This window comes from Metaclostridioides mangenotii (assembly GCF_018917235.1).
In the GTDB taxonomy this organism is placed as follows: domain Bacteria; phylum Bacillota; class Clostridia; order Peptostreptococcales; family Peptostreptococcaceae; genus Metaclostridioides.
The window spans coordinates 51,867-71,827 of record NZ_JAHLOF010000009.1 but is presented as its reverse complement, the minus strand read 5'-3'; the positions used below and the strand labels follow the sequence as shown (position 1 = coordinate 71,827).

The following is a 19,961-nucleotide window of genomic DNA, read 5'->3' as shown; positions in this document are numbered from 1 at the left end:
GACCAGGCATATCTCCCTTTATTATTTTTTGGTATCAATCCTTCTTCAACAATCTCGCCTTTTTCATTATAAACTGTATATTGAATTGGATCAGAGTTTAAATTTTTTATATCTGACTCCGTAGCAGCAAATGCAGGAACATTTAATACCAATATCATAGCAATTGAAATAATAACAGTAAATATTTTATTTAATTTTTTCATAGAAAAAACCTCCTTGTTTAAATTAATTATTATATAACGCCGACACTACCTTCTCTTAGTGCTAAATAATCGAATGAAGCATTTTAATATAAATAACTCTTTTTTTCGATATTTAATTTATATATTCATTTAAATATTTTTTCTGCAAATTTAGATATAATCCTTTTTTATATACAAAACTGGTCATTAAAATGACAAAACTGGATAATTTAAATTATTATTATAAGAGTTTATAATTCATTATGTTTTGTACATATCCATAAAAGTATGAGAAGTTAGACCAGACTATAGATAAATTAAGATATATGGACACTATGCAGTTCAAAGAGGAACTCATTAGTTGATACAGAATTATCTCATATTAATCCTAAAGATGATCATATAATACACCCAACAGCATTTAGATAATGTAAGAAGACCAGAAAACAAAGTCTTCTTTTGTTTCATTTAATTCTTTGTAACAAATATATTTAACTATTATTCAAAATTGATATTTCGGTTAAGTGTTATAAACAAACAGATAATTGTACATCAGTTCTCACATCTACATTTCCATCCTTAGTATTTTCACCAATAGCAAGACCTTTCTGTTTTAATACATACTCAAATGTCATTAGGGGCATTCCACCTTTTCTACCGCCTAGTATTTCCTTACCTTTAAGATCTTCATACTTAAAATTAGGCATTTTTTCTCTAGCTATTAGAAAACTTCCATCTCTCTTTGTAAGTTGCGCAAAATTAATTGCGTAATCATCTTTATCTTTACTATGAACATAAATAGAAGCTTCTGGACCCATAAGACCTACATCAGCTTCACCAGAAATAAGAGCAGCCATTGTCTTATCCGCACCTTGTGTATTTATTGTATCAATTTTAATACCTTCTTCTTCGAAGAATCCTTTAGTTATAGCTGCGTACTGTGGGGCGTAAAAAACAGAATGTGTAACTTCCGCTATAGTAACTTTATCAAGTTCTTTAGATTTGTCATTTCCTGTACTGCACCCAGTCAAGAGTGTGGCACTTATAGCAATTGAACTTGCCGCTGTAACAACTTTTTTAAGCATTATAATAACCTCCAATTATAAAATATACAGACACTATATAGTATTTGAAAAATATATTATTTGTTACTTTAAATTGGCAATACTAAGATAAGCAGAAAAGAAAAAATGACACTCAGCTAATTTAGTTGATGCCATTTTTTGATTTAAGTCAATTTATATTATACTATAAATTTATATCTCTATATGTATAGAGAATTTTTATTAAAACCTTGCAAAAAATTTGTTTAAAATGTTAAAATAAAGCTTAGTCATTAATAAAGGTTAAAAATGATTTGAAGATTTAATATAAAAAGAAATTTAAATTTTCGGCAAATTATGATAAAAAAGAAAACTTACATCCAAAACATTAATTTATATTCAGAAATAGATAGGAGGTAACAACTTGAATTTTTTTAAAGAATTAACTTCAGAAAAAAATAGATCTATATTTGTTTTTTTATTTATATGTCTAAGTTTATTTTTAATTAATGGGATGATTAGTGTTGTTTTACTAACATTTGTTCTTACATATATTACAAATAAATTAGTTGTAACAATTAATAATATAACAAAAATATCTAAAAAAAGTATAACGATTTTTATTTACCTTATGATTATTGTATTTTTGTACATGATGTTTAAGTACTATATACCTATACTAATTAATCAATCGATGCTAATGGTCGACTCATTATTCCAATTTTACCAAGATATTAAGTTAGAATCTTCTTTAATTGGTGATATTATATCTAAGATAAGTTTTAACGAAATCAAAGATCAAATGTCAAATGGTATAAAAATATTAGTAGCATCAGTGTCAAACATAACTTCATTTGGAATGACAATAAGTATTTCATTTCTATTAAGTTTCTTTTTCAATATTGAAGAAGAATGGGTTAAAAGTTTTAGTAAAATGTTTTTAAATAGTAAATTCGGATGGTTTTTTAAAGATTTGTTATACATTGGTAATAAATTTATTAAAACATTTGGTGTTGTATTAGAAGCACAATTTTTAATAGCTTTAATTAATACTGTGTTGACTGTTGCATGTCTCTCTATTATAAAGTTTCCAAATTTATTGAGTCTAGCTTTTGTGATCTTCATTTTAGGGTTGATTCCAGTAGCTGGAGTTATAATATCATTTGTACCATTAACACTTATTGGTTATTCAACGGGGGGTTTAAAGACTATAGTATATGTTTTTATAATTATTTGTATAATACATATGATAGAATCTTATATTTTAAATCCAAAATTAATGAGTAAAAAAACAGATCTTCCAATATTTTATACTTTTATAATATTGATTTTTTCAGAACACTTTTGGGGAGTTTGGGGATTGATATTAGGTATACCAACCTTTGTTTTTCTATTAGATCTAATTGACGTTAAATCGATTAATAATGTTAAAGATTAACTAAAGTATACTATTATATTTCATATATTATATAGTTCACTCGATAGGAAGTTTATTAAAATAAAATATAAATAATAAAGAACTCTAGGAATAGAGTTCTTTTTAGTTAAATTCTGATGATATCCCCAATAAAAAAGAGTAGCAAAATGCTCCTGTTTGTATATGAAAATTACTCATGTTTGTTTAATTATTTCAGTTTCATTAAAGAACCAAAGTATTGTGATGCGGTTGTAAAGGTAATAAAAGCACAAAGTTCACTGATTTCCTCATCAGAAAAATACTCTTTTAATATATCAAATGATGAATCAGGAACAGCTTTTGGATCAGCTAAAAATACTTGAGCAAATCCAACGGCAATAGATAATTTCTTATCGTCTTTGTTAATCTCCGGTTTACCCTTAGCTTTACAATATTCACAACCATTTTCCTGAGCTAAAATTCTTCTAACTTGCTCTTTATGTCCTGCAGAAAGCAATCCATCGTTTTCTAAAATACTACCTAAGTCATTCCATTTTTCTAATATATTTTGATTATGACCAAGTAGTTTTTGAAATTTGGTAGTTCCATAAGTAGACTCTTTTATTCTTGTCATATTAATACCTCCTTATTATAAAAAAGCTTGTTATATAAGTGCTCTATATTCTAATTTAAACTCTTCTTAAATTTACTTGAGTTTAACATAATCTCAGTGGTTACTATTTGACATTTATTATAACATATGATTAAAAGTTTTAGTAATCTAGAGAAAATAATATGTATTTGTCAGTCTTAAAATTATATTTATAAAAATCATAAAAAATACATCAAAAATTCACGAGATATACACATTCAAACAAAAAAACTATGAGATAATAATATTGTTGATGAGTAAGTTGGCTATTTGATAATCAACTTAATTATAGGACTGGATAGATATGAGCTGGGTAGGGCCTGGGAACTCTGCCCAACATGCAGACTTGGAAATCTACATGTTCGATTCATAGATTCTGAAACACGTAAGTTATTCATATAATACTTCCTTTGAGACTTAGAATTTATTCTAAGTCATTTTTTTATTAAGAAATATGGAAGCGAAAATGCATTTTAAGAATTTAAGAATTTATTAGATATAAAATAATTGAATAAAAGATTTGATATTTTAAAACTTTGAATTAATTAAAGGAGATGAGTACTTACTAACAATTTAGAGTACTCCTTTTTTATGATTTATATGACATCTGATACTTTTAATAGGCTAGACTTCATGTTCTTATAATTAGTATAGTATTTCCACTTATGTTAATAATATTAGCGAGGTGATATGTATGAGTTCTATATGGAGAAGAGAAGCGTTTATAGGTGCTACATTAAAAACAGAAAGAAAATTAAAAGATGTTAAGGCTGATGTCGTAGTTATTGGTGGTGGTATGGCAGGAATCTTAACTGCACATCTATTACAACAACAAGGCGTGAACCCTATTGTAATTGAAGCAAATAAAGTTGGATCAGGGCAAACAGAAAACACAACAGCAAAAATAACCGCATTGCATGGGTTAAAATATGATAAACTTCTAAATTCAATGGGCGAAGAAATAACTAAGCAATATTATAAGGCTAATACCAATGCAATTCAGCAATATAGGTCTATAATTAAAAAAAATAATATAGAATGTGATTTTGAGGAAAAAGATAGTTATGTATATAGTAGAAAGTATATAGAAAATATTGAAAAAGAAATTAAGGCTACTGAGGTTTTAAAAATTCCTGCTGATTTTGTAAAAGATACAAAGTTACCATTTCCTATTGAGGGTGCCATTCGATTTCAAAATCAAGCACAATTTCATCCCTTGAAATTTTTAATGTCTATAAGTGAATCACTTACAATCTTTGAAGATACAAAAGTAATATCTGTAGAAGAGAACATAGATTCAAATAATAAGAAATTAAAAGTCATAACTGAAGACGGAGACATATTTACAGATTGGTGTGTTGTGGCAACACATTTTCCATTTATAAATACATCAGGTTTTTACTTTGCTAGAATGTATCAAGAGCGTTCATACGTAGTTGCATATGACAAGGCACCTGATGTAAATGGTATGTATATCGGTGATACCACAAGTGATTATTCTTTTAGAAATTATAACGGACATTTAATAATAGCTGGAGGCAATCATAGAGCAGGTGAGCCATTACCAAGCAACAGTTATGAAATAATAAGAAAAGCAGCTAAGAAATTTTATCCTGAAAGTATAGAAAAATACCATTGGTCAGCCCAAGATTGTATGACACTAGACTCTATTCCGTATATCGGTAGCTATTCATCTTCTCTCGAAAATGTTTTAGTAGCTACTGGATTTGAAAAATGGGGGATGTCATCCTCTATGGTTTCTGCAAATATATTAAAAGATAGAATAATAGGCAAAGAAAATGAATTTTCAGAAGCCTTTTCACCTCAAAGATTTGAGCTATCTGCTGTCTCTAAAAATTTATTGAAAAATTCATTGGAAGCAGTGAAGGGTATTTCTAAAGAAGGTCTATCTATACCAACAAAAGATGTAGAGGATTTACAAAAGGGAGAAGCAAAAAGGATTCTATTTGAGGGTAAAAAAATAGGTGCCTTCAGAGATGATAATGGTAAAGTACATTTTGTGTCTACAAAATGCACTCATTTGGGATGTCAGTTAGAATGGAATCCAAATGAATTAACTTGGGATTGTCCTTGTCATGGATCAAGATTTACTTATAAAGGGAATCTTTTAAATAATCCAGCTTTAAAGGATATATGCTTAGATGATGAGTAAGGTGTATGATAAACAAATAATAAGTTTAAGTAAATGAAATTGATAAAAGACTGTATTTAACTTAATAAATACAGTCTTAATTGATTATTTTATACTTATTGCTCAAAATGGACAACCATTTTCTGCTTCTTTATTATATAGCAGGCATACCTAAACAAGCTGCCAAGTCTTTTTCAGGAGTGCTTATTGGTGTTAAATCGAAAGTATCAACAAGATATTGTAATACATTAGGACTTATAAAAGCAGGTAAACTTGGACCTATATGTATATTTTTAACACCTAAAGATAATAAAGCTAACAAATCAGCTACAGCTTTTTGCTCATACCAAGATAAAATTATTGAAAGTGGTAAACCGTTAACATCAGTATCGAATGCATCTGCTAATGCTAAAGCTATTCTAACTGCAGAGTAAGCATCATTGCATTGTCCAACATCTAATAATCTAGGTAATCCTGCTACTTCTCCAAAATCTAATTTATTAAATCTGTATTTACCACATGCTAGAGTAAGAATTATACAATCTTCAGGTACTTGCTTTGCAAAGTCTGTGTAATAATTTCTTCCTGGTCTAGCACCATCACATCCTCCTATTAAGAAGAAGTGTCTTAATTTACCTGATTTTACCGCATCTATTATTTTGTCAGCATTACTTAATGTCGCATTATGGCCGAAGCCAACTAATATTTCGTGAGGTTTTTGGTCTTCTTTAAAGCCACCTAACTCCAATGCTTTATTTATAATTTCACTAAAATCCTTTTCTCCATTTTCATTTTTTCCTATATGTTTTACACCATCCCAACCAACTACGCTAGTAGTAAAGATTCTATCTTTATAAGAATCTCTAGGTTTCATAAGACAGTTTGTAGTCATTAGAATACAACCAGGTATTCCATCAAATTCTTTTTGTTGATCTTGCCATGCGCCACCAAAGTTACCTACTAAGTGTGGGTATTTATTTAATTCTGGGTATCCATGACAAGGAATCATTTCACCGTGAGTATATATATTTATACCTTTTCCTTCAGTTTGTTTAAGCAATATTTCTAAATCTTTTAAATCATGCCCAGATACTACTATGAAAGGTCCTCTCTTAATATGAACATTAACTTTTTGTGGTTGAGGATTTTTGTATATAGTAGTGTTTGCCTCATCTAATTTTTGCATAATAGCAACACTCATATCTCCTGCTTTTAATGTTAAAGTTATTAAATCTTCTAAAGATAGATTGTCATCTGTTAAAGCAGCTAAAGCTCTAAAATAAAACTCGTCAACCTGTTCATTATAATAACAGAGTTCTCTAGCTTGGTGTGCATATGCACTTATACCTTTCAACCCGTACAGTATAGTCATTCTTAAAGAACGTATATCGGCATCCAAGTTTTGGTCATACATTATGCCAGCTTTTTTTGCATCTTCTAACATTTGATTTCTTGTTTCACTTAAATTGTAATCTGTATATTGATCATTTTTGATATCACAACCTACTTTACCTCTTAAATCTTGTTTTATTTCTTGTGATTTTCTGAGCATACTTTCATGAACATCAGCACTAAAATTGACATTAGTTAAAGTCGTAAATAAACTATTTTCAACAAAAGAAACAATTTCTTTATCGATTTTTTCGCCTTTGTCTAATAAAACTTTAGCGTAAGAACTTATACCTTTAGCTTGGTAAATTAATAAATCTTGAAGAGCTGCGATTTCTGGAGTTTTCCCACATACACCTACTTTAGTGCATCCTTTACCACCAACAGTTTGTTCACACTGATAACAAAACATTGCATTCTCCATATTTATTCCTCCTTAGTAAAATTTAAAACATTAGAAGTTTTAATTATTAATTATAGTATGAATAACCAATATTTACAATAATTTACAGAATAATCTTTATATATTACCAATAAGAGACAAATGATAAACGAATATTTTTAAAGGGTTAAATTAAAGTAAACAATAAAAGATATAATAGTTTATAATATAAATTAATAAATTGAGTATAATTTGCTTTGATAATTTATAATAAAAATGAATGGGAGAATTATATGATAGATAAACATAAATACCCAGATGAAAAAATTGATTTATGTGCAAAACAGATTAATATATTTTCTTCTTTACTCGATAATGAGTTAAAAGATATAGTTAGCATGATAGTTAGGAAGGAATTCAAAAAAGGAAAAAACTTGTGTGAAGAGGGAGAAATTTGTGACAGCTTATTTTTAATCAGAGAAGGTATAGTAAAACTTTCAAAAATAACAAATGATGGTAAAGAGCAAATATTACATATTCTTGTAAAAGGCGATTTTTTTGGAGATACAAATTTATTTAGTGAATTAGAAAGTAATTATACAGCAACAGCACTAAGTGATACAAAAATTTGCATTCTATCAAAAACTAAATTTGATGAAGTAATAAAACGCAATCCAGATATCTTAATAAAAATTGTAAAAAGTCTATCACAACGATTAGTTAGCGTTGAGGGGTTAGCAAAGGTTTTATCGACGAAAAATGTAGAATCAAGAATTTCTGAATTATTGATAAAGTTGATTAATGAGCATGGATACGTGACAAATAATGAATATTATATTAAATTGCCAATAAGTAAATTAGATATGGCAAATTATTGTGGTATAACGAGAGAGACTATGAGTAGGAAATTGTCTAAGCTTGAGAATGAGCAAATTATTGAGCTCAGAGGAAATAGAGAAATTGTAATAAAAGATATCAATTCATTAAAAGCGTTAGTAAATGCTGATTTATTAATGTTGTAATACAAATATTCTTTAGATTTGATTTAAATCACATATTTTATTTAAATATAGGTTTATACTATGTGTAAATAGATTAGATGAAGGGGTGACACACATGGATAAATTAAGGTATGAACAAAAATTAGGAGAGGTAGTTGCTCAATATCCTGGTTCAGCTAGAGTATTTAATAAATATGGAATTGACTATTGTTGTCATGGTGATAGAACTGTTGAAAGTGCATTGATAGATAAAAATATAGATGTAGATAATTTTATAAAGAATTTAAATGGAGATTTCGAAGAATTCTTAAACTCAAAAGAATCTTATATTGATTGGAGAAATGAAGATCAATCTAAACTTATTGATAATATAGTCGATACACATCATGCCTATACATTTAGAGAATTAGCAGAAATAGATCAATTATTAGTAAAAATATTAAAGGTTCATTATAACCATAGTGGAGAAGAACTAAAAACTGTTCATAGATTATTCAATAATTTAAAAACGGATCTAGAGGAACATTTAATAAAAGAAGAGGAAGAATTATTTCCAATGATAAAAGAATATTTAAATGATCCTTCAGTAGAATTGAGAGACAGTATAATGAAATTTGTTGGTGTAATCGAAAATGAACATACTAATGCTGGACATATTTTACAAGATTTATATAGAGAGACTAATGGGTATAAAGGCCCAAAAGAAGCATGCACTACTTTTAATTTAGTGTATGCAAAACTAGATGATTTAGAGAAAGACCTATTTATTCATATTCACAAAGAAAATAGTATTCTATTTAAAATTATTTAGATTTCATTATAAAGGGTAGCTTAGTTTGCTACCCTTATTTTGAAACCCATGTATTCATATTTATCTCAAGTTATTTACTATTAACTATATTTATATATTTTACTAAAAATTTCTTTGATTAATATAGGTTGAATACAAAATTGAGAAACTTGTTTTTTTATGAAAATAGTTATATTATATTTATACGTTTCAGTATTGTCGAGAAGTATTGAAATAAGTTTTATTAAGTATAAAAAATATAGATATAAGGAGTTTTCAGTATGCTAAGAAGACCAAGAAGATTAAGAAGAAATAAAGCAACAAGGAATTTAGTAAAAGAAACGAAGTTAAATTTACATGAGTTAATTTATCCTTTATTTATAATCGAGGGTGAAAATATAAAAAGTGAAATATCATCTCTTCCTGATGTATACCATTTGTCAATAGACAAGCTAGAGGATGAAATTATGGAACTAAAAGAACTGGGTTTAGAACATGTGCTTTTATTTGGTATACCTAATAATGATGATAAAGATGAGTTTGGTAAGGAATCATATAATGAGGATGGGATAGTACAAAGAGCAATTAAAAAAATAAAAGAAGTAGATCCTGATATGAATGTAATAACAGATGTATGCATGTGTGAATATACTAGTCATGGACACTGTGGAATCATAAATGAAAAAGGTTATGTAGATAACGACAAGACACTTGAATATTTAGCTAAAATTGCATTAAGTCATGTTAAAGCAGGGGCGGATATAGTTGCTCCATCAGATATGATGGATGGAAGGATTAAAGCAATTAGAGAAACTCTAGATAAAGAAGGATATATTGACATACCGATAATGACATATAGTTCGAAGTATTCTTCAAGCTTTTATGGTCCATTTAGAGAAGCGGCTCATTCAACTCCGTCCTTTGGAGATAGAAAAACCTATCAAATGGATTATTGTAATAGTAATGAAGCTCTAATTGAAACAATGCTTGATATAGAAGAGGGTGCAGATATATTAATGGTTAAACCTGCACTTTCATATTTGGATATAATTAGAAGAGTTAAAGATAATTTTGATTTACCTCTTGCAGCTTATAATGTAAGTGGTGAGTATGCTATGCTAAAAAATGCAGTTAAAAATAATATTGTATCAGAAGATGCCATCTATGAATCAATAATATCCATAAAAAGAGCTGGAGCAGATATAATAATAACTTATTTTGCAAAAGATTTAGCTAAAATAATACGTAAAGAAATTTAATATAAAATTGCATACAATATACAAAAATTAATTAAGAACAAAATGTTCAAAATTATTACATATATATGTAGACACTACAGCAAAAGAGCTAGTTTAATTACTAGCTCTTTTTGTTTTTTTATAAGTATGTTTGAACATATTTATTTATTAGGCTTGCAGCAAATTGATATTGACAATTATTATCAAAAAGAGTATCCTAAAGTTAAATCCGAGTAATTTGGTAGGAATTAAAAAGGAGGTTTAATTATATGAATAATAGATTATTAGATATAGATGATGTTTATGCAAGTATAGAAGGGAAATGTATTCTAAACGGATTGAACATTCAAGTGAACAAAGGTGAAATACACGTCATAATGGGTCCAAACGGGGCTGGAAAATCGACGTTGGCAAATGTTCTTATGGGGCATCCTAAATACAAGCTTGATAGTGGAAATATAATATTTGAAGGAGAATCCATTGCTGAATTAAAAGTAAATGAGAGAGCTAAAAAGGGATTATTTCTTTCATTTCAGAACCCAGAAGAGGTAAATGGAGTGACAGTTGAAAATTTCCTTCGTGCAGCCGTAACGTCTCAACGAGATAAGGCACCTAAAGTGATTGCGTTTAATAAAGCTATTACAAAACAGATGGAAGAATTAAAGATGAATCAGGAACTCTCAAAACGATACTTAAATGTAGGATTTTCTGGTGGGGAGAAAAAGAAAAATGAAATTCTACAGCTTTTAACTTTACAACCTAAATTGGCTATTCTGGATGAGACAGATTCTGGATTGGATGTAGATGCGATGAAAATAGTATCAAATGGAGTTAACTTATACGCTAATTCAGATAATGCCGTCATCATTATTACGCATAACAAAAGAATACTGGAAAATATTAAGGTTGATTATGTACATGTATTAAAAGAGGGTAGAATTGTGGCCTCAGGACCTAAATCTCTTGTAAATGAAATAGAAAATAACGGTTATGGAGCTTTTTCAGAATCATCTGATGTATGTAAATAAGGAGGGAATGATCATGGCAGAAAACAAGACATATGTTGAAGATATCGATCGTGGTATCTATGATATAAAAAACGAAGATTCCTATTCCTTTAAGGCAGATAAAGGTTTAGATGAAAAAATTATTATAGAAATTTCAGAAGGAAAGAATGAAGCCGAATGGATGAGAGAATTTCGTCTTAAGTCTCTAAAAATTTATGAAGGGATGGGATTGCCTTCATGGGGACCTGATTTAGGCGAGTTAGATATGAATCAAATTGTTACATATGTGCGACCAAAAGTAGATATGAAAGAAAATTGGAATGAAGTTCCAGAGGATATAAAACAAACATTTGATTTATTGGGAATTCCTGAGGCGGAGAAAGCTTCTCTCGCTGGAGTAGGTGCGCAGTACGATTCAGAGGTCGTATATCACTCTATTAAAAGTGAGTTAGTTAAACAAGGAGTTATTTATACAGATATGGAAACGGCTGTAAGAGACTATGAAGATATTGTAAAACAGTACTTTATGAAAGCTGTCCCGCCAAATGATCACAAGTTTGCAGCATTACATGGAGCAGTGTGGTCAGGTGGATCCTTTGTCTATGTTCCAGAAGGTGTTCATGTTGATATACCACTGCAGTCATATTTCCGCCTGAATTCACCAGGGGCTGGGCAGTTTGAGCATACTCTCATTATTGTAGAGAAAGGGGCTTCTCTTCATTTTATAGAAGGATGTTCTGCTCCTAAATACAATGTAACTAATCTTCATGCCGGCTGTGTAGAACTATTTGTGAAAGAAGGAGCTAGTCTAAGATATTCAACTATAGAAAATTGGTCTAGAAATATGTTAAATCTCAACACTAAAAGGGCAATTGTCGAAAAAAATGGAAAAATTGAATGGGTGTCAGGATCTTTTGGATCTAAAATCTCTATGCTATATCCAATGAGTATTTTAAAAGGAGATAATTCTACTTCTGAATTTACAGGAATTACTTTTGCAGGTAGAGGTCAGATACTGGACACAGGATCAAAAGTTGTGCATATTGGTAAAAATACCTCATCAAATATAAACTCAAAATCTATATGTAAAGATGGAGGAGTTGCTAATTACAGAGGAGTTATTAAAATAAGCCCAAATGCAGATAACGCCAAATCAAATGTATCCTGTGAATCTTTAATGCTGGATAATGAATCTAGATCTGATACAATTCCTTTACTTGATATTATGAATGATAAAGTAGATATTGGTCACGAAGCAAAAATAGGAAAAATTAGCGAGGAGTCTATTTTCTACCTTATGACCAGAGGACTTAGTGAAGAAGAAGCTAGAGCAATGATTGTAAGAGGATTTGCAGAACCGGTAGCAAAAGAATTGCCTTTGGAATATGCAGTAGAAATGAATCAATTAATACAGCTAGAGTTAAAAGGTGCTATCGGATAGGAGGTTAGAAATGGTTAATATATTAAAAAACATAAATGAATCACCAGTATCCACATATAACTGGTTAGGAATAAATGAATGTAATATTGAAAATAGAGAGTTCTATAAAAAGAAAAAACAAATAAATAGAGCCATAAAAAATAAAGATAGTATATTGTTGTCAGAGGAAGTTGTAGGAGAGAAAATTATGCATTCTCAGATTCCTATGGGAGAAGCATTTAGAGACTATATCAATCAAAATGCATCTAAAGTAGAAGTGATGAATGTAAAATCAGATGCTAAAGAACCGATTATATTTGAATACAAATTAAACAAGGAAACTAGTATTGCTAGAGAGAAGATAATTTTAGAAGAAGGAGCTAAAGGTACATTCCTATACGTTCAAAGGGGTATAGGTACTAACTTAGGAATTAGAGAAATTCATGCCAAAACAGGGTCTACAGGAAAAATTATAAAGGTCAATTTCTTGGAAAAAGATTCTTTAGATGTATTTGAAACGATTGTTAAGGCTGAAAAAGGTTCTAAAATAGAGATTATACATATTAATCTGGGATCTGATATTACAGTCGATAATTTGAATATACAACTGGAAACAGAAGCTGAAGGAATCATAACAAGCATGTATTTAGCTCGAAATAAGGACCAATTAGATATGAATTACTATATTGATCACCGAGGTGAAAATAGTTGCGGTGAAATAGATGTAAAAGGAGTATTAGATGGAGAAGCTCAAAAAGTATTTCGAGGTACTATAGACTTTAAAAAAGGAGCTAAAAAAGCTAACGGTCGAGAAAATGAAGAAGTTATGCTTTTATCAAACAAAGTTAGAAATAGGGCACTTCCTTTAATTTTTTGTACAGAAGATGATGTAAATGGCGAGCATTCCGCATCATGTGGAAGAATTGACGAAGATAAGCTATTTTACTTAATGAGTAGAGGGCTTTCCTTAGAAGATAGCAAGAAAATGATGATAGAAGGAAATTTCAATCCTATCTTAGACAAGATAGAAAATAAATCCATAGTAGATGAAATAAGATCTGTAATACAAAGGAGAGTGTTATAAATGAATGATTTTAGAGAAGATTTTCCTATCTTAAAGGAACACGAAAATCAGAAAAAACTCGTATACTTAGATAATGCTGCAACTACCCAAAAACCACGCACAGTAACAGAGGCTATTTTGGAATATTATAATAATTATAATGCAAATCCACATAGAGGGTCTTATGGAATTTCTATTAGAGCTACAGAAGCCATGGAAAATGTAAGAAGTAAAGTAAAGTCATTTCTAAATATAAACAATGAAAACGGAGAAGTTATATTCACTAAAAATGCTACAGAAGCTTTGAATATAGTTTCGCAAAGTTATGGAAGAAGTTTTATTAATGAGGGCGATGAGATTCTTGTCTCGATACAAGAGCATCACTCTAATTTAGTTCCATGGCAGCAAGTTGCAAGAGAGAACGGTGCAACACTTAAATATATTTACCTAAAGGAAGATGGGACTTTAGACATTGAGGATTTTTCTAAAAAGATATCTAAAAAAACTAAGGTAGTAGCTATTACTCATGTATCCAATGTTTTAGGTTTTATCAATCCTCTAGAACAGGTGTTAAAAATAAGTAAAAATCATGGTGCAATTACTGTTGTAGATGGAACACAGGCAGTACCTCATATGAGTGTTGATTTAAGCAGTTTGAACCCTGATTTCTATGTATTTTCTGGACATAAGCTATTAGCTCCTATGGGAGTAGGAGTCTTATATGGAAGAAGAGAACTCCTTAACAAAATGCCACCTTTTCTATATGGTGGGGACATGATTGATTATGTGGAAGAACAAAACACTGTATTTGCTGAGATACCAGCTAAATTTGAGGGCGGAACACAAAATGTGGAAGCAATAGTTGGACTTGGAGCTGCAATTGACTATTTACAAAAAGTTGGGATAGATCGAGTACAAGAGCACGAGCAAAACCTAACAACCTATGCTTTGGAGAAAATGAAGAATCTAGGACATGTTAAGATAATAGGTAGAGATAATGAAAAGCGAATTGGCGTGATATCTTTTGAAGTAACAGATGTACATCCTCATGATGTAGCTTCGATTCTAGATCAGGACGGCATTTGCATCAGAGCTGGCAATCACTGTGCACAGCCTCTATTAAATCACATGGGTTATAAAGCTGTATGTAGAGCGTCTTTTTATATATACAATACAATAGTGGAAATTGACTATTTTATTGAAAAACTACAAGGCGTGAGAGGGTGGTTAGGTTATGAATCTTAATGATATATATACAGAGCTTATTATGGAGCACAATTCCAATAAAGAAAATAAAAGAAGTTTAGAACATGCGGATGCGTGTAAAAGAGGACATAGTCCGAGCTGCGGTGATGACATTACCTTAGAAATTGCTTTTGATGGTGAGATAATTGAAGATGCATCCTATACAGGAAGTGGATGCGCAATATCACAAGCCTCTACATCTATAATGATAGATCTGATAAAAGGACAATCTAAGCAAGAAGCGTTAAATCTTGTTGATACATTTCTTAAAATGATAAAAAGAGAAATCATAGATGAAGAAGAACTTGAAGAACTAGAGGATGCCATGGCTTTTAAAAATATTTCCAATATGCCTGCAAGAGTAAAATGTGCAGTACTGGCATGGCATACATTAAAAGAGGTAGTAGAAGAATACTAGCAAAAAGTCTTATGAATTTTTTAAAAATTCATAAGACTTTTTTATACTACTTTATAAAAAAGGTATTTTTAAAAAAATCATAGACTATTACTATAGACACACAAATAATTGTTATAAAGAATTAAGTCGTCTATCTAGGGTGATGATAGGCGACTTAATGGTTTAAAAAATCACTTGTTGATTGTAAATTAACTGAAATCTCACATTAAAAATTATTTATTTATAAAGTTAGTGGATTATTATTAGATAGTTTAGTTTTTATTTCTTTTAAACTTTGTAATAATAGCTGTAAAAATTAATGAAACTATTCCAATTAACACAAATATGTAGCTTAATGGAATTAAAAAGAATGGTTCTATTAATGTACCATCAGATGCTACTCTAGATCCAATTATTGTACTTGCTATTAAACAAAGAACACCGAGAAATATAGGTGTAGAAGCAAACAAATATTTTTTTTTCATTATAAACACTCCTTAATTAATAATTAATAAATTTTACTTTTAGTTTTAAGTGTATTATCAATACAAAACAATAGGTTAAAAAACCTAAAAATAAGATTATTTCATTTTTTATAAAACTAATTGTATTTACAATATTATAATATTATAAATACAATTATAAGTCAATAATTTTTTATTGTTTTTCAATAACAAATTATTGTATATGAATAGTATAATTACTGAAATACTATAAAATAACTGACTTTATATCCTATGTACTTTTATAAATAAGCATAATAAAAGGGTAGCTTGTTTACTACCCAATATTATTGTAAATTATACTTTAGCCATTTTTTTATATAAAATTGATAATGTTTATAAATTAATCTCTACAGCTTTTCTTACATAAACAGTATGATGGACAACATTTGCATTCGTAGAGTACTCTAGATTGCTTTTCCGAGATTTTCCGCTAAAATTAATGCATCTGTCTTTTCAATATCACCTTTTTTATTGATTTCTGGAATAGTTAATGATCCTAAGTTACGCCAGCCAAGATAATGAAGCATATGTTTATATGTCTCTAGGACACCTTCAAAAATCTCAATACCTTTATCATTACCACACATTAGCAGTGCACATCCTTTAACCTTTAATGAAGTCTTACGATTTTGAGATAAATATGCATAAAACTTATCAATGGCAGATTTAATGTGAGCTGTCATCCCAAACCAATATAATGGAGAAGCGAGGACAATCACGTCAGCCTCTTCTAATAATGGTTCTAATTTAGTAAATCCATCTTTAAATGAACAGGCAGTTCCTTTACTCTAACAAGTATTACATGCAATACATCCACGAATAGGATTTTCAACTGTATTGAATTTTTTAATACTATTACCTTTAGCCTTAGCCCCTTTTATAAAAGCATCTGCCAACATATCACTATTGCCACCTATTCTAGGACTACCTGTAATAACAAGAATTTTCTTTGTATCCATTTCATGACCTCCTAATGAAAATATAAATAAATTATCGTATTATAATATTATAACTATTAATCTTACATGTGAAGTACGTACATTAAATAGAGATACTTACATAAAGGAGAGTTTATATGAAAGAGAATATATGTAGTAGAACAGGTGTTAATCTATGTGTAGCTCTAATTTCGTAAATATTATAATAGGATAAAATTAAAGAATATCCTCGTACAAAATGCTATAATTATACATAAAACTGCCTCATCTTTAAGAATTAAAGACATATTTTTATTATTAATCTCGTGATTTTCTATACTAAAACATGAAAATATTTTTCTGAAAATTATAAATATATAATAACCCAAGAGTATACCTAATGTATTCATCATCAAATCATCTATATCTGATACCCTCAAATTGAATAATTGACTGAACTCGATTAACAGTGATATAGAAAATCCAAAGAAAGTTGTTTTCCAAATAGACTCATATTTATCCCAAATAAAGGGTGATAAAAAACCAAGTGGTACAAAAAGTATAATATTTTCGATATATGTAAGAGTACCATAATTTATCCATTTAAACGGAATACTATTGATTTGATTATATTCAATTGAAAAACCATTCGATGCAGTAACACTGTATTTTATTAATTCTTGAATTGATGGAATACCAGTAAATCCAAACATTAATATTAAAAGATATACAAATATAGAAACATAAAATATATGCAATTTACTGATTTGAAAATTTTCCTTTAAAGCTTTGTATTTTATAAATATCTGAAAAGGAATGAGTAGAATTAAGCTAAACATAAATAAAATTAACGAGCTTATAACATGACTTAAAATAGCTGATATCATAAAATTACCTCCTTTTAAATCATTGTAAATCATATAAAATAATAATTTATTAATATTTTCTTAATAATAAATTATATTTTATTAAAGATTATTAGAGAGTTATAGAAGTAAAAATTATAAAGTAGAGTATGGAGCATTAAAAGAAGGATTAGAGTTATTACTCTAATCCTTCAAAATTAAATAAATCGATTTTGTGAGAAATACGATTTAATGGTTAAATTATTTTATAATTACATATTTTCTAGCTCTGCAAGAGTCTTAACAATTTGGTTTGACCAATTTTCTGCAGATTGCGAATCTTTGTTTGCCAAAGCGTTGTTTAAGTTTATCATCTGTGATATAAGTTGTGTCATTTTATTATATTTAGCACTATCTGAATTTACCATTAAGTGTTCTTCATAAAGATTTTGAAGAGTTGGTTTTGATGAATTTGCATAAGCAGCAGCCTGAGTTTCACCTTTATCAATTTCAGTTGCCATACTGATATTATAATCATTTATTGACTGCAATTCACTATTATACACTTCTTCATTGTATAAGTCTTGAGGGTTTGTAGCATTAATACATCTTTTCGTAGTAACTTTGTCTAGACTTCCTAGTGAAGTCAGTTTAGTTGCACCTTTAAGGATACTCTTATCAGACATTGTATTAACTAATACTATCGGAGTTTCTTTAGCGATTGTAGAACCTGTTAATGCATCTACTAGAACATCCGCTTTTGTTATGTAAAATTCACCTGTAGTGCTGTAGAATTGATTTATTATCTTTTTATTTGTATCGAATCTGTCAGTACCACCTATTCTTGTCGAATTTGTACTACTTACTAATTTATCACTCATAGAGCTTGATCCACCGATTACATAACTCTCTAAGCCTTTAGTATCAAAAGAAGTAGTTTTACCGTCCGTTAGAATTATTGGAGCACCATCTCTTGCTGCTATTGGAGATATACTCATAGCATCCGGTTCTCCTTTGTAGGCATTAGTAAAAACAACTTTATCTATATCTTTTATTATTTTTACTTCTGATGCAACATTGTAGCTAGTTTTAATCCTGTCAGATCCACTGATTCTTTTGACATCAACTCCACTTGAAGATAAAGTAGATTCAACTTTTGAACTTACAGAATTTGTACCACCTATAATGTATATTTTTTCTACATTATTTAGTCTTTCTTGTGTGACAGTAGGTATGCTATCTTTCTTAGTCAACAGTATCGGGGCATCTGTAACCCCAGCTAAACCACTTGCACTTAAACCGTCTGCCAAGCTGTTGTCAGAGTTTACTAAAATAGCAGTAGTATACTCTTGTTTATCAGCAATAAGTGCTGCAGTTTCATATCTGTCTGCGCCCTGTATAGTATTTATACTGGATAGTGCATTTATACTAGGAACAGTAGCTAATACTATCGAAAAAGATAATCCTAAAGCAAATAACTTTTGTTTCACCTTCATTTTTACCTCCCATTAAATTCACATATTACCCTTAATTGTAAGAAAGTTACAATTTGGTTACAATTTATTATACAATAAATACTCTATTATTACAATTATTTTTGATTATTCACAACTCAAGGAATTTATAAAAAACAAATTAAAATATTGAAATAACTTATTTTTTAATATAAAATTTCCATAAATTTTCTAGTTTTGTAATATTATCTATAAAAATAAAAGTAGTAAAATTAGTAACAAATATATCAAAAAAGTAAAAAATTAGTAACTAATTTTAGATATATAAGCGAAATTAGTTGCAAATGAAACTAAATGGTGTTAAACTGAGGTTAGTTGCAAATGAAACTAGTTAGGAGGGTTAAAGTGGAGTCAATAGGAAAATTAAACGCAGCAATATATAGGAACATGGATAGTTTAGTAAATTTAAAGTTAAAAGATTTACCAATAAGAAGTGGACAACAAGATTTTTTTTATGTTGTATCTATAAATGAAGGTATAACTCAAAAAGAACTTAGTGAGCATTTATATATCGGAAAATCTACTACAGCGAAAGCAATAAAAAGTTTAGTTGAGATTGGTTACATAAAAAAAGTTAAAGATGAAAATGATAAGAGATCAGATATGTTATATCTAACAGAAAAAGGTAGGGAAGTTGCCCCTATGATACAGAAAAGTTTTATGGAAGTTGTCAACGTCGCAATGCAGGATTTATCTATAGATGAAGTAGATAATAGTGTTAAACTTTTAAATAAAATACTTAAGAATGTACACAGTGAGAAGATAAAGCTTAATTCTAATACAGATTATTAAATATAAGTTCTTCATTATAGTATATGTAAA

The 19,961-nt window shown here is 29.1% G+C and carries 19 protein-coding genes and 1 pseudogene; 11 read left to right on the top strand and 9 right to left on the bottom strand.

Annotation, left to right across the window (positions count from 1 at the left end; translation table 11 throughout):
- Positions 1-203 (bottom strand): hypothetical protein (locus tag KQI18_RS12255; RefSeq protein WP_216468236.1); only part of this gene is annotated, 203 nt, incomplete at its 3' end.
- A gap of 506 nt (positions 204-709) precedes the next feature.
- Positions 710-1,267: an ABC transporter substrate-binding protein gene (locus tag KQI18_RS12250; RefSeq protein WP_216468235.1), complete on the bottom strand. Its 558-nt coding sequence runs from the start codon at positions 1,265-1,267 to the stop codon at positions 710-712.
- A 382-nt stretch (positions 1,268-1,649) separates the two neighbouring features.
- On the opposite strand from KQI18_RS12250, the gene KQI18_RS12245 reads away from it, so the two are divergent.
- On the top strand, positions 1,650-2,663 hold the full coding sequence (locus KQI18_RS12245) for an AI-2E family transporter (RefSeq protein ID WP_216468234.1): 1,014 nt from the start codon (positions 1,650-1,652) through the stop codon (positions 2,661-2,663).
- A gap of 187 nt (positions 2,664-2,850) precedes the next feature.
- Here the strand turns inward: KQI18_RS12245 and KQI18_RS12240 are convergent, their stop codons facing one another.
- Positions 2,851-3,255 carry a carboxymuconolactone decarboxylase family protein gene (locus KQI18_RS12240; RefSeq protein WP_216468233.1) on the bottom strand — a complete coding sequence of 135 codons (405 nt, stop codon included), beginning with the start codon at positions 3,253-3,255 and terminating at the stop codon, positions 2,851-2,853.
- Between the two features lie 712 nt (positions 3,256-3,967).
- On the opposite strand from KQI18_RS12240, the gene KQI18_RS12235 reads away from it, so the two are divergent.
- Positions 3,968-5,446 (top strand): FAD-dependent oxidoreductase, encoded by a 1,479-nt coding sequence (locus KQI18_RS12235; protein ID WP_216468232.1) that lies wholly within the window; start codon positions 3,968-3,970, stop codon positions 5,444-5,446.
- A 133-nt stretch (positions 5,447-5,579) separates the two neighbouring features.
- Here the strand turns inward: KQI18_RS12235 and hcp are convergent, their stop codons facing one another.
- Positions 5,580-7,238, bottom strand: coding sequence for a hydroxylamine reductase (hcp, locus tag KQI18_RS12230; protein WP_216468231.1), 1,659 nt, complete (start codon positions 7,236-7,238; stop codon positions 5,580-5,582).
- Between the two features lie 251 nt (positions 7,239-7,489).
- Between hcp and KQI18_RS12225 the strand changes: the two genes are divergently transcribed.
- The 8 genes from KQI18_RS12225 (at position 7,490) to sufU (ending at position 15,378) form a co-directional block, all read left to right on the top strand.
- On the top strand, positions 7,490-8,218 hold the full coding sequence (locus tag KQI18_RS12225) for a Crp/Fnr family transcriptional regulator (RefSeq protein WP_216468230.1): 729 nt from the start codon (positions 7,490-7,492) through the stop codon (positions 8,216-8,218).
- A 94-nt stretch (positions 8,219-8,312) separates the two neighbouring features.
- A complete protein-coding gene (gene ric / locus KQI18_RS12220) occupies positions 8,313-9,008 on the top strand; it encodes an iron-sulfur cluster repair di-iron protein (protein ID WP_216468229.1) in 696 nt (231 codons plus the stop codon).
- 260 nt (positions 9,009-9,268) lie between these two features.
- Positions 9,269-10,246: a porphobilinogen synthase gene (gene hemB / locus KQI18_RS12215; protein ID WP_216468228.1), complete on the top strand. Its 978-nt coding sequence runs from the start codon at positions 9,269-9,271 to the stop codon at positions 10,244-10,246.
- 248 nt (positions 10,247-10,494) lie between these two features.
- Positions 10,495-11,253, top strand: a complete 759-nt coding sequence (gene sufC, locus KQI18_RS12210; RefSeq protein WP_216468227.1) for a Fe-S cluster assembly ATPase SufC — start codon at positions 10,495-10,497, stop codon at positions 11,251-11,253.
- Positions 11,254-11,266: 13 nt separating this feature from the next.
- Positions 11,267-12,673: a Fe-S cluster assembly protein SufB gene (gene sufB / locus KQI18_RS12205; RefSeq protein WP_216468226.1), complete on the top strand. Its 1,407-nt coding sequence runs from the start codon at positions 11,267-11,269 to the stop codon at positions 12,671-12,673.
- A gap of 10 nt (positions 12,674-12,683) precedes the next feature.
- On the top strand, positions 12,684-13,736 hold the full coding sequence (locus KQI18_RS12200) for a SufB/SufD family protein (protein ID WP_216468225.1): 1,053 nt from the start codon (positions 12,684-12,686) through the stop codon (positions 13,734-13,736).
- Positions 13,737-14,960: a cysteine desulfurase gene (locus tag KQI18_RS12195; protein WP_216468224.1), complete on the top strand. Its 1,224-nt coding sequence runs from the start codon at positions 13,737-13,739 to the stop codon at positions 14,958-14,960. It begins immediately after the preceding gene.
- Positions 14,950-15,378, top strand: coding sequence for a Fe-S cluster assembly sulfur transfer protein SufU (gene sufU, locus KQI18_RS12190; protein ID WP_216468223.1), 429 nt, complete (start codon positions 14,950-14,952; stop codon positions 15,376-15,378). Before KQI18_RS12195 ends, sufU begins: the two co-directional genes overlap by 11 nt.
- Positions 15,379-15,629: 251 nt before the next feature.
- Here sufU and KQI18_RS12185 read toward each other — a convergent pair whose 3' ends face one another.
- The 5 genes and pseudogenes from KQI18_RS12185 to KQI18_RS12170 form a co-directional block, all read right to left on the bottom strand.
- A complete protein-coding gene (locus tag KQI18_RS12185) occupies positions 15,630-15,842 on the bottom strand; it encodes a DUF3955 domain-containing protein (protein WP_216468222.1) in 213 nt (70 codons plus the stop codon).
- Positions 15,843-16,267: 425 nt separating this feature from the next.
- Positions 16,268-16,627, bottom strand: a pseudogene (locus tag KQI18_RS14245) (flavodoxin family protein); the annotation flags it as partial.
- Positions 16,628-16,651: 24 nt separating this feature from the next.
- Entirely contained in the window at positions 16,652-16,822 is a 171-nt protein-coding gene (locus tag KQI18_RS14240) for a flavodoxin family protein (RefSeq protein ID WP_236887763.1), read from the bottom strand.
- 179 nt (positions 16,823-17,001) lie between these two features.
- Positions 17,002-17,667, bottom strand: a complete 666-nt coding sequence (locus KQI18_RS12175; protein WP_216468221.1) for a VanZ family protein — start codon at positions 17,665-17,667, stop codon at positions 17,002-17,004.
- 230 nt (positions 17,668-17,897) lie between these two features.
- Positions 17,898-19,121 carry a cell wall-binding repeat-containing protein gene (locus KQI18_RS12170; RefSeq protein ID WP_216468220.1) on the bottom strand — a complete coding sequence of 408 codons (1,224 nt, stop codon included), beginning with the start codon at positions 19,119-19,121 and terminating at the stop codon, positions 17,898-17,900.
- 363 nt (positions 19,122-19,484) lie between these two features.
- On the opposite strand from KQI18_RS12170, the gene KQI18_RS12165 reads away from it, so the two are divergent.
- A complete protein-coding gene (locus tag KQI18_RS12165; RefSeq protein WP_216468219.1) occupies positions 19,485-19,931 on the top strand; it encodes a MarR family winged helix-turn-helix transcriptional regulator in 447 nt (148 codons plus the stop codon).
- Positions 19,932-19,961: the final 30 nt, after the last annotated feature.